The organism is Clostridium sp. HV4-5-A1G (genome assembly GCF_900184915.1).
GTDB lineage: Bacteria > Bacillota > Clostridia > Clostridiales > Clostridiaceae > Clostridium_B > Clostridium_B aromativorans.
In genome coordinates this window covers 14,980-27,045 of record NZ_FXYI02000027.1, presented here as the reverse complement: position 1 = coordinate 27,045, position 12,066 = coordinate 14,980, and the positions used below count along the sequence as shown (strand labels likewise).

Here is a 12,066-nt window from a genome sequence, read left to right as displayed (position 1 = left end):
AAATTAATATTAAAATAATAATTTTTATTGAATTACACTATTATATTGTCTGGCGTTTCATTATTTAATTTTTTTACCACATTCCAAGAACATGTAGTACTTACTGAGTCTATAGCTTCTTTTGAATATGATGCTATATGAGGCAAGATAACAACATTATCTAATTTCAGCAAAGGATTTCCTTTTGCTGGTTCTTTTTCAACAACATCTAAACCAGCACCTGCCAAATGCCCATTAATAATATTCTTATACAGAGCATCTTCATTTATGATTCCACCTCTTGATGCATTGATTATAAAACTTCCTTTTTTCATTATTGACATCTGGGGTTCATCTATAAGATTTCTCGTACCCTTGTTTAGAGGAATATGCAAAGTTAAAAAATCCGAATTTTTAAGAATATATTGAAATCCTGATAATTGTACTTTATCATAATTATCTGGCAATTTATTTATAAACGGATCGTATGCTATAACTTTCATGTCAAATCCTAAAGCCCTTTTCGCAACCTTTTTACCTATTGCACCAAATCCTATAATACCTAAAGTCTTATTATGCACATCAACGCCAATAACTTTTGTCCATTCTCCACACTTTACTATATTTGAGGCATATGATAACCTTCTTGCAATGTCAATAATCAATCCAAAGGTCGTATCTGCTACCGCATCAGAATTTACACCTGCTACATTAGTTACACAAACATTATTCTTCTTAGCTGAATTTAAATCAATATTATCTACTCCAGTCCCATGTTTACAAATAATCTTTAAATTTTTACCTTTTTCTATTACTTTTTCAGTAATCTTATCTGCACCTACTATAAGTGCATCATATTTATCAATTACATTTAAAAAATCTTTTTCTTCCAAAAGACTTGGCTTACTTTTAAAATCATATTCTATATTATTTTGGCTCAATATTTTTAGTGGCCTATCACTCACCTGTCCAAATGATCTTGAAGTAATAAATACCTTTTTATTCAATTTAGCTCCTCCATTCTTATAAGTTCTAGAAAACCTTTTACCGCAAAGCTTTCTTTTTCCGGTTGTTGAAAAGTGTTAACAGGTATATATCTATTTAACTTTTTCATAAGAATTCTATAAATATTAGCTATTTTGTTATTTCCAACAATAGCTATACCTTTTATATCCATCCATTTATCTTCTAATATTTTCTCAAATGCTAATATAACTCCACCCATTATTACACCTTCTAAAAACGAAGTTTTTTCAACTTTATCTAATTTACTAAATATTTTCATAGTATTTACTAAATAAAGTGCCCTATTTATTCCATATTCCTTTAACGCTTGAAAACCCATTAACAACATTTCCTCATCAATCTTGTCTGTTTTACTGTCTATTGAGGTTGCTAAAATCGTACTCGTTGAAACTGCATAAAAAAGTTCCCCTGAAAACGTAGACAAAATATCTTTAATAGAGCCATGCTTAATATATACTATATGGGTATGAGATCCTGGTAAAAACACTGATACCCCATCTTCCTTCCAATCTTCCTTAACCATTGACAACATACCAAATGTTTCTATCTCTTCACCTCTCATATTATTAATAGAAGAAATATTATACCTATTAGCTACAAAATCTTCTCCTATCGTCTTTACTCCTCTAATTAAGTAAATTGATCTTTTAAAAAAATCAGGCTCATAATATTTATAAATAGTATCATAAAGTCTTTTAATTGAAACTGGAACAGTTATATGTGATACTTCCTTAATTCCAAATGGCGAAGTAACCATTCCTGAAGCATATACCCTATTGATATTATTATCTGACAAATTATTATTATTTAGTATGCTGTCATACAGCTCCTTTAAACCCTTTAGTAATACAATGTTGCTGCCTAATATAGACGAGTCTTTCGAACCCACATTCTTTTCTAAAAAATCAACAACCTTAAAGTCTTTAACTAAATAAATTCGTGTGTTGGATGTCCCTGAATTAAAATAAATATTATACATTAATTAGCGCCCTTCAATCTTATCTACATATTTTTTTGATAATTTTTTTATCATACCAAATTCTCCAGCTTGTACATTCTTTTTATTTACTAGATTTCCTCCGACACCAACACCCGATATCCCAGCACCCATCAATTGAGATATATTATCCAAATTAACTCCTCCTACTGCAAGTAGTGGAATATAGTTTAGCGGCCCGTATACAGCTTTAATATATCCTGCTCCCAATAAACCTGCTGGAAATAATTTAACAAAATCAGCTCCTGCATCATATGCAGTTACAATCTCTGATGGTGTAAAAGCACCTGGTATAGATATTTTATTTAACCTCTTAGTTTCTTTAATCACTTTTATATCCGTATTAGGCGAAATAATATAATCAGCCCCTGCTTCTATTGCATTATTTACTTGTTCAATTGTAAGGACTGTTCCTGCACCTACACAAATTTCTCCCTTAAATTCCTTTTTTATTAACTCTATGGATTCCATTGTAAAAAAAAAGCACCCTTTAGGTGCAATGCAAAATTTTCCCAGCTTCTATAAAATATGTATTCCTACTTTCCTCCAAGTTTTCTAGAAATTTCATTTGCTGCATCAAACATATCTTCTATAATAGCCTCCTTGTTGGAAATTATTCTAGTCTTTGATCCAGATATGCTAATAGCAGCTTCTATATTTTTGTCCACAGTAGAAATTGTTGTGCCAATACAATATAGCCCATATTCACTCTCCTCATCATCAATAGCATAGCCCTGGCGTTTAAATTGTTCTAACTGTCTAATAAGTACATTTTTATCCGTAATTGTATGTTTAGTAACTGGTTTTAATTCAATATTTGAAAATATTTTTTCTTGTTCCTCTCTTGTCATAGCTGATAAAAATGCTTTTCCCAATCCAGTATTATATAAAGGTCTATGATATCCAGGTTGTGCAGTTGTATTAGCAGATCGATTTGAATCAATCTTCAATATATAAACAACTTCATATTGAGCACGAATAGCTAAAAAAGCTGTTTCTTGAACTTTTTGTGTTAATTTCTGTAGTATTGGTTTCGCCACAGCACCTATATCAAAAGATTCCATAGCTACTGATCCCAGCTGGATTAATCTTACTCCAAGAACATATTTCTTAGCTTCATCTCGTGCTACATATCCTGAACTATACAATGTTCTAATCAAATTAGAAGTACTGCTTTGTGGAATATGTAATTTTTTGCTTATATCTGCTATAGTCAATCCACTTTTATTTTTTGACAATAACTCAAAAATTTTTAAAACTCTATATGCTGATTTAACTTCCATTTCTTTCTCCTAAATTATTTTACGTATCTTCATCATAATATTATCTGACGTAAAACAACCTTATTTTAGCTAAAAATAATAAAACATTACTATATTTGCTATTTTATTATACATTATTAAACTTAATATTATCAAATTAACTAAAAGATTCTAATTTCTCATCTATTTATAACCTTTATCTGCATTCCCTCCATAACATCAAAAGCTTTTTCATTTAAGCTGTCATCATTACTGGCAGTACAGGATGCATCAACTATGATTTCAGCCTCTGGCAGCGCCGCTTTAGCTAAAACAGCATTGGATATAACACAGATATTGGACACAACACCAACTAACTCTACACTGTCATATCCGTTACCACTAAGATATTTCGCAAGCTCCATTGAGCCAAAAGTAGGTTTTTCAAAACACCTGGTATTTTCATCATATAAAGTGGCAACTTTTCCGTATAAATTCCATCCTTCTGTATCCACGATACAGTGTGGAACAGGCAGATTCTTTCCCTCCTGAGTATTTAGATAATTATCTCCATGGGTATCAAAAGTGAACGCCACTTCGTAACCGCTTCCCCTATATTGCTTAATCTTTTTTTCAATTCTACTTTCCAGTGCAACTGCTTTTTCAAACCCCAGACTTCCATCTACAAAATCTTTTTGATAATCCACAACTACCAGTATTTTTTTCACTGAAGATCGCTCCCTTATACACTCATATAATTTTTCTTTTATAAATAATTATATAACATCCAGTAAAAAAATCCTAATTCTAAAATTTCTTCAATATACTTTTAAGTTCAGACATCAAAATCACATTGTAAATAAAATTTAGGGGGAAATAAATGAATAAAATAAAATTTATCTATGATTTAATAGGTGTAATCAAACAAAAGGAAAATATTAAAGGCAGTTTCAACATGACAGGCGTAAAGGGAAATACTAAGCTATTTGAGATGAACAACAATAACGGATTCCATATTCATTATCACGATGATCTTTATTTTCATAACAGTACTAAATTAAATCATGAAAATAGAGTAAATAAATTTAAATTTCTATTTGATGTGTTAAATAACATTAAAATTGAAAAAAACCAAGAAAGTGGCTATACTGTTTCTCTAATTTCGAATAAAATTTCTGAAGATGTGAAAAAACTATTATTTAATATCATAAACAATCAAGCTAAGGAGAAAAATGATAATTTCTACAAAAATTTTAGTTTTGAAAAGAGCTCTGATGAATTTCATGATTTTATGAAACAGCTTCATAAATCAAACAATTTTAAACTCCATATAAAACTGTCTGTAACTGACAAATACGAAGTTAAAAAATCTGTTATGGAAATAGAAAACCCTCAGTCCAGGATGAAGCTAAATGTAAATATTGATTTAACTTGATTTAAAATTTAATTTCTCATATTTTTAAACCAAAAAACTGAAAAAATTGATCCTGTTTAGTATAATATTATATAAGGTAAATTTCAAAATAGAGGATGTAGATCAAGTAGACACTCTTGCTAGAGTGGACTTTACGGTGAATTCCCTATGCAAATTCAATTTTACTTTACACTGAATATTAAAATACAAATCAACTAATAAGGAGTGTTTACAGATGAATTATTTAAAAGGCCAGGATTTATTGAGAAACCCATTTTCAAATAAAGGAACTGCTTTTACAAAAAATGAAAGAAAAAAATATGATTTGACAGGTTTCCTTCCGGATGCCGTAAGAACTATAGAAGAGCAGGAAAAATTAGCCTACGACAGATCAAAAAACTTTGGGAGCGATCTTGAAAAACATCTTTATCTCATGAACATATATGACACCAATAGAACTCTGTTCTATTATCTAGTTGGAAAACATATCGCTGAATTTCTACCTATAATTTACACCCCAACTATAGGAGATGCTGTCATAAATTATTCCAAAAATTACGATACTCCAAAGGACGCTGTTTTTTTGTCGATAGATCATCCCGAAGATATAAAAAAATCCATTCAGGCATTCCTCAAAGATCTGGATGAAATAAAGCTTATAGTTATAACTGATGGTGAAGGCGTACTTGGCATAGGAGACTGGGGAGTACAGGGCGTTGATATTTCTATCGGCAAATTGGCAGTCTATACTGTAGCTGCAGGGGTAAATCCCAGGAATGTCCTTCCTGTAGTAATAGATATGGGAACCAATAATGAAAAACTTTTAAATGATCCCTTTTATCTGGGAAATAAGCACAGAAGGGTTACAGGTAAAAAATATTACGATTTCATAGATCAATTTGTAAAGATAAGTCTCGAATTATTTCCTGAAGCACTTCTTCACTGGGAGGATTTTGGCCGCGGAAATGCCAGAACTATTTTGGAAAAGTATAGAAAAAAAATCTGTACCTTTAATGATGACATTCAGGGTACTGGTGTGATGATGAATTCTGCCATAAACGCTGTAGCCAGGGCCACAAATATACCTGTTAAAGATCATAAAGTGGTGATCTTTGGTGCAGGAACTGCTGGAATAGGTGTAACTGATCAAATATTCCAGGAAAAGATACGAAATGGCCTATCTGAAGAAGAAGCTAAAAAACAATTTTACCTTGTAGATCGTCAGGGACTTCTTACTGACGATATGGATACTCTTACGGAGGGACAAAAAAAATATACGAGATCGAAAAATGAATTTAAAAATCCTTTAAAAAATCTGGCTGAAATAATAAGAGAAGTCAAACCCTCCGTACTCATCGGCACCTCTGGTGTACATGGTGCCTTTACAGAAGAAGTAATAAAAGCTATGTCTGAAATAAATGAAAGACCTGCCATTATGCCCATTTCAAACCCTACAAGACTCTGTGAAGCAGCGGCACAGGATATAATAAAATGGAGTGACGGCAGGGCACTCGTAGTTACAGGAAGTCCGTCAGATCCTGTAACCTACAAAGGAGTAACTTATATCATAGGTCAGGCTAATAATGCACTTCTCTATCCTGGATTGGGACTTGGCATAATAGTTGCAAAATCAAGAATAGTGACAGATGACATGTTGTCTGCCGCAGCGCACGGTATTGCATCCCTGCAGGATCTCTCAAAACCAGGGGCTCCTATTCTTCCTCCAGTTGATAAACTTAGAGAAGCCTCCAAGCTTGTAGCCATTGCTGTAGTAAAGGAAGCTGTAAAAGAGGGCTTAAATAGAAAACCTATATCTGATGCTAAAAAAGCAGTAGAAGATGAAATCTGGGAACCCTATTATACAAGTAATTCTTAAATTGAGATAATGTGCTAACTTTCAAATAAAACAATGTGCCTGAATTTGATCTATACAAATCCAGGCACATTTCCACTTTAGTTTAAGTCATCTAATATAAATCAGATTCCCTCGCTCTCAAGGAAATCACGAAGCAAATTCATGCAGACAGCTTTTCTGTATTCCGCAGAAACCCTGCCCCTTATAGGGACAATTGCCCTATCGTATGCTGCAAGATAATCTTCCTTAACAGACTTTGCCTCCTCAATGGTCTTTCCCACGAACATTGAATCAATATCATCCTTTCTTAATATAATATCACTGACTGCACCAAATGCAGTAATAAATCTTTTAATTATGCTCTTGTCAATATTGATCACACCGGCAAAGGAAACCCTTGAAATAGCAAGAGCATTTCTTGCCCCTACTTTTTTATAATAGTAATTGTTAAAACCTGTTTTGTCCATAAGTATTTCAACTAACAATTCATCATCTTGCAGCGAAGTCTTATTTCGTCCAAGATAAAATTGAGTAATTGGAATAACACGTTCACCTTTACTGCTCACAAGTCTCAACTTAGAATCCGTAGCAAAAAATACCAATGCGCTGTCTGCTTTTGGGGAACCATTACATATATTACCTCCAGCAGTTCCCAGATTTCGAATTGCCGGTGCAGCGATCTGGGACACTGCTTCTTTTAAAATAGCTGGTGTCAATTTACTTTCAATAATTTCTGTAAAAGTACATGCCGCTCCAATACGGATATATTTTTCATCTTCTACAATCTTTTTCATTTCAGGTACTTTATTTAAAAATAGATATTCAGCATCTTTTCTTGGTTTAACCATTAAATCAGTACCTCCAGCATAAGGCGTGACAGACTCTTTTGCACGGATTTTCAGTGCCGCTTCCAAGGATGCCGCTTGATAACAATTTACCATAACCCTTTTCCCTCCTTTGCTGCTATAGAAATTGCATTAACTATAGCATTGTAGCCGGTACATCTACAGAGATTTCCAGAAATACCTTCACGGATTTCTTCTTCTGTAGGATTTGGATTTTTGGAAAGGATACACTCAGAAGCAAGTACCATTCCAGGAATGCAAAAACCACACTGCACCGCACTTACAGAAGCATAGGCCCTGCTTATTACTTCGAAACGCTTGGTTTCACGATAACCTTCAATAGTCATGACAGAACTGCCTTCAATACTTCCCATAGCCACCATACAGGAATTGACAAGTTTGCCATCGAGAATTACAGAGCAGGCTCCGCATTCACCCTCCTTACATCCGCATTTCACGCCTGTAAGACGGAATTCATTTCGAAGTATATCCAGCAAACGCTCATTTGCTTCCGCTGTAGATGCCACTTCTTTTCCATTGAGAATAAATTTTATCATTATTTAAGCACCCCCTGTAAAACCTTCATAGTATCTTCCTGGGTAAATGGTACCTTATTTAAATTTACACCAAGAGCATTTTCCATAGCTTCGATATAAGCAGGAGCTACACCGACAAGGGGAAGTTCGCCTGCGCCTTTTGCTCCATAAGGTCCATGAGTGTATGGATTGTTGATAATCTCCGTTACCAGATTAGGCACATCCACTGCAGTGGGAATAATATAATCAGTAAAACTGTTATTACGAATTCTTCCTTTTTCATTACAATTTATCTGTTCCATAGAAGCATATCCAATACCTTGAAGGAAGCCTCCCTGCATCTGTCCTTTTATAATATTCATATCAATGGGCACACCTACGTCATAAGTCCCCCATGCACCCAATACCTTTGTGGCTGCAGTTAGAGTATCTACTTCAACCTCAACCACATTAGCAGCCCAGGAATAAGTTGGATAAGCATCTCCCTTGAATTCTTTAAGGCTGAATGGAATTACAAAATCAGGTTCTATAAAGTGTTCTTCTACAACCTGTTCTTTTCCTGATTCCCACTGTTTTTTAAGTTTTCCCGCTGCACGTCTAAGCAGTTCTCCGACTACCATAAGGGAACGGCTGGCTACTGTAGGACCTGAATCAGGTACACGATCCGTATCTGGATTTTGTATTAAAACCCTGTCATAGGAAATTCCAAGTGTATCTGCAACAATTTTACTAAAAGTAGTTTTTATGCCTTGGCCTATATCAGAATTGCTGGCCAAAATCTCTACAGTATCATCTGAGTTTTTTCTTATTTTAACAACAGCTTTGATGAGATCGCGTTCTCCACTGCCCGTAAAACCGCAGCCATGATAGAACACAGACATACCAATTCCCTTACGATATCTTCCCCTCTGATTTTTATACTTCTTGCATTTATCACGATAATCAGTGAGTTCGTCAATTTGCTTAATCATTTCAGGTAAAGGTACATGGAAGTGATACTTACCGCTGGTGGACGTTGAATCTCCCTGTTTAACAATATACTTTTCTTTCAGTTCCAGAGAATCAACACCCATTTCCCTGGCAATATGATCCATCATCATTTCTACCGCAAAGAAAGTCTGGGGAGCACCAAAGCCTCGAAATGCACTGCAGGGTATAGTATTGGTCTTAACCGCACGTCCTACAACACGCAAATTTTCTATATCGTATACACCACTTGCACAAATTACACCACGCTGCAAAACTACAGGCGACAGAGTAGTATATGCACCGCTGTTAAACAATACATCAATATCCATGCCAGTAATTTTACCATTTTTTACAGCCACTTTATAAGTGCATATTGAAGGGTGCCGCTTTGAAGTAAATTCCATATCTTCACGCCTGTCAAATATAACTTTTACCGGTCTGTTAACTTTTTTCGCTGCTACCGCTACCTGGCAGGCAAGTATGGATGGAAATGCCTCCTTACCTCCAAATCCCCCACCAGTAACATCTTGAATAATCTGTACATCCTTTTCATCATATCCAAGTGCCTTTGTAACTGCACCATGTACATAATATGGGCACTGCATGGAACCACGTACAGTCATTCTTTCCCCATGAGGATAGGCAATCATACCTTGAGTCTCCAGATAGGCTTGTTCTTGATAGCCTGTTTGAAAAGTTTCCACAAAAACACGGTCTGCTTCCTTTAATGTCCTATCTATATCTCCTTTTGCATAATTATAATTAAAAAAAACAGTATTGGATTTGCGCATGTCTAGAACAGGTATCTGCTCTTCATATACTACAACAATTTCATTTAAAATCCTTTTAACTTCATCAAGTTCGGGACCAACAACCATCAAAATTGGATCACCGATATATTCCACAGTATTCTCAGCATATACAGGCGTATCATCAAGAACTATATGAACACGGTTTTCCCCTGTCACATCATTTTTATTCACAACATAATATCCCTCAGGTAATTTAGGTACAACAACATCAGCAATGCGTGCTTTTGCTTTAGTAGAGTGAAGAAGTTTGCCATAAAGCATTCCTTCCATTACACAATCATCTACATATAAAGCACGTCCACTTATTTTATCATCGTGATCCTTTTTCTTTATAGATCTGCTTATTTTTTCCATATAATTCCTCCTATATGTTTTATTCAATTCACAACTACAAAGATACTTATTCATTTTACCTTATGTGAATACGTTTAAATTCATATAGGGTAAAATAAAAAACCCTCTTAACATTTATAATAAGTAAACATATCTGTTACATTCATTATAAAATAGAGAGTATATTTCATCAAATTCTTTGTCAAAGGAACTTGCTTTACATAAAATTCTGGATTTTAAAATAGTCTGTCAAATTCATCTTTTGCATATTGACGCACGTTTTGTTCAAAAAGCTGATATTTTTCTAAGAACTTTGCTCCTTCTTTTGTTAAAAAAGTTTTCCCGCCTCTGCTGCCACCATGTCTTCTTTCAACCACTGCATAACCTAATTCTTGTTCCAGTTGATTTAACATATTCCACGCCTTGCTGTAAGATAATGCCATATGTCTGCATGCACCTCTTACAGAGTGCATCTCTTTAATCAGCAGCAAAAGTAATTTTGTCCTCGAGTTAAAAAACATGGTTTCCTTTTCAATACTTATTCTAACAAAAGGATGAAGAATGTGTTGATTGTGCTTTTTTAGAAGTTGATCTAAGTGATCAATATCATCCATGTCTTGAAGGATACCTTCATCTTCTATCTCCATCAGTTGTTTTTTCACTTTAATACTCCTAATGGCTCCTCTCATTCCCATATTTCCGTTATATTTTAAAATGTCTGGAATCAATTTTGAAGATATCAAAAGAGGGTGTCCAGATTTTCCATGATAGGATGGAGAAATAACCTCCGCACCACATTCCATCATCTTCTGAATGGTCTCCGGTGTAAACATTGGAATACTTACAGGGTTAAATATCACCTGATCACATTTATCTTGCAAAAATTCCAATCCAATTTTCGCAGAATCAAACATCTGTGAATTTTCATAATTCTTGTTTTCTAAAAATATAACTCCGTAATCAGCCAAATCATGCTCAACTTCCCTGGCTTCATATCCAGTTATCACTACAATCGGTGAAATTTCAACCTGCTGAAAGGTCAAAACAATTCTTTTTACTGCAGTAATAGATCCAATTTTCAATAATGAGCATTCATCATTACCTTCAGATATCTTTCCTGCCGCTACAATTATGCCACCTGTTATTTTTTCCTTTTTTTTCTTTATAATCATATCTTTTACCCCGTCAAAATAATGCAAATTTTCCATGCTTACTTTTTTAGCTAAAATTTTGTTGCTTTACACAGCGTGGCAGGGACCATTGATTTAGTCTTGTCTTAAATTATTTGCACTACCCTTTATTGCTTCTATGGACTTTAATATAAAATATGCTATCAAACTGCCTATTGTTGTATTTATTAAAAAAGGTACTACAAAAAAGAAAGCAGCTACGTCTTTACCAAGTATAAATTTTGCAATGGGAAATGAAAGAAGTGATCCTATAATACCTGTTCCTATAATTTCTCCTGCAACTGCAAAAAGTTTTTGATTTGTTCTTTTATAAAGTATAGCTGCAAAAAAAGCTCCTATCATACTTCCTGGAAAAGCCAAAAGTGTTCCAGTGCCAGTAAAATTTCTTATAAGTGAAATACAAAAAGCTGTCAATACTGCATAAACCGGCCCTAAAGTGACTGCCGCTATCACATTTATTATATGTTGAACTGGCGTACATTTAGAAGCTCCTATAGGAAAATATATGGCACTTCCACCTAGTACCCCAATGGCCGTAAGCATGGCTGCATATACAATTTTTTTTGTTTTCAAAATAATTTCCCCCTTATATTATATAATATTTAAAATATAATTTAGCTCTTGAGGGTGAAATTTTCACCTTGAAAATTTACGTAAAAATGCCTACCACTAAGGTAAGCACTAAATATAAATCAATCATAAATATTTTGCTTCCCTACGATAGTATTAACTATATCAGGTTTAAAGGGTCAGGTTTTAACCTTCTCAACCGGGAGGTCCCCCTACAAAACTAAATTAATAATATTAAATTTAACAACAGCATACTACTTAAATAGGATTTTGTAAAGTAACTATCTTCTCATCCAAAC

Annotated in this window: 12 protein-coding genes and 1 riboswitch; of the genes, 2 read left to right on the top strand and 10 right to left on the bottom strand. The window is 34.0% G+C overall.

Going from position 1 to position 12,066, the window contains the following annotated elements; translation table 11 throughout:
• Positions 1-32 precede the first annotated feature (32 nt).
• From J5G60_RS04950 to J5G60_RS04930, 5 genes are all read right to left on the bottom strand, one after another.
• A complete protein-coding gene (locus J5G60_RS04950) occupies positions 33-986 on the bottom strand; it encodes a phosphoglycerate dehydrogenase (protein WP_150357294.1) in 954 nt (317 codons plus the stop codon).
• Positions 983-1,984: a 2-dehydro-3-deoxygalactonokinase gene (locus J5G60_RS04945; RefSeq protein WP_150357293.1), complete on the bottom strand. Its 1,002-nt coding sequence runs from the start codon at positions 1,982-1,984 to the stop codon at positions 983-985. The genes J5G60_RS04950 and J5G60_RS04945 overlap by 4 nt, the downstream gene beginning before the upstream one ends.
• 3 nt (positions 1,985-1,987) lie before the next feature.
• Positions 1,988-2,473, bottom strand: a complete 486-nt coding sequence (locus J5G60_RS04940) for a bifunctional 4-hydroxy-2-oxoglutarate aldolase/2-dehydro-3-deoxy-phosphogluconate aldolase (protein ID WP_150357292.1) — start codon at positions 2,471-2,473, stop codon at positions 1,988-1,990.
• 65 nt (positions 2,474-2,538) lie between these two features.
• Positions 2,539-3,285 (bottom strand): IclR family transcriptional regulator, encoded by a 747-nt coding sequence (locus J5G60_RS04935; RefSeq protein ID WP_150357291.1) that lies wholly within the window; start codon positions 3,283-3,285, stop codon positions 2,539-2,541.
• A 158-nt stretch (positions 3,286-3,443) separates the two neighbouring features.
• On the bottom strand, positions 3,444-3,971 hold the full coding sequence (locus J5G60_RS04930; RefSeq protein ID WP_150357290.1) for a cysteine hydrolase family protein: 528 nt from the start codon (positions 3,969-3,971) through the stop codon (positions 3,444-3,446).
• Positions 3,972-4,123: 152 nt separating this feature from the next.
• On the opposite strand from J5G60_RS04930, the gene J5G60_RS04925 reads away from it, so the two are divergent.
• Complete coding sequence (locus J5G60_RS04925; RefSeq protein WP_150357289.1) at positions 4,124-4,678, top strand: hypothetical protein; 555 nt, start codon at positions 4,124-4,126, stop codon at positions 4,676-4,678.
• Positions 4,679-4,853: 175 nt separating this feature from the next.
• Entirely contained in the window at positions 4,854-6,533 is a 1,680-nt protein-coding gene (locus tag J5G60_RS04920) for an NAD-dependent malic enzyme (protein WP_268905676.1), read from the top strand.
• A gap of 101 nt (positions 6,534-6,634) precedes the next feature.
• Here the strand turns inward: J5G60_RS04920 and J5G60_RS04915 are convergent, their stop codons facing one another.
• The 5 genes from J5G60_RS04915 to thiW form a co-directional block, all read right to left on the bottom strand.
• Entirely contained in the window at positions 6,635-7,453 is an 819-nt protein-coding gene (locus J5G60_RS04915; protein WP_150357287.1) for an FAD binding domain-containing protein, read from the bottom strand.
• Positions 7,447-7,914, bottom strand: coding sequence for a (2Fe-2S)-binding protein (locus J5G60_RS04910; protein WP_150357286.1), 468 nt, complete (start codon positions 7,912-7,914; stop codon positions 7,447-7,449). The genes J5G60_RS04915 and J5G60_RS04910 overlap by 7 nt, the downstream gene beginning before the upstream one ends.
• A complete protein-coding gene (locus J5G60_RS04905) occupies positions 7,914-10,028 on the bottom strand; it encodes a xanthine dehydrogenase family protein molybdopterin-binding subunit (protein ID WP_150357285.1) in 2,115 nt (704 codons plus the stop codon). The genes J5G60_RS04910 and J5G60_RS04905 overlap by 1 nt, the downstream gene beginning before the upstream one ends.
• A gap of 215 nt (positions 10,029-10,243) precedes the next feature.
• Positions 10,244-11,179, bottom strand: coding sequence for an NTP transferase domain-containing protein (locus J5G60_RS04900; protein WP_150357284.1), 936 nt, complete (start codon positions 11,177-11,179; stop codon positions 10,244-10,246).
• Between the two features lie 93 nt (positions 11,180-11,272).
• Positions 11,273-11,770, bottom strand: coding sequence for an energy coupling factor transporter S component ThiW (gene thiW, locus J5G60_RS04895; RefSeq protein ID WP_150357283.1), 498 nt, complete (start codon positions 11,768-11,770; stop codon positions 11,273-11,275).
• Positions 11,771-11,891: 121 nt separating this feature from the next.
• A riboswitch (TPP riboswitch) is annotated at positions 11,892-11,991 on the bottom strand.
• Between the last annotated feature and the right edge of the window lie 75 nt (positions 11,992-12,066).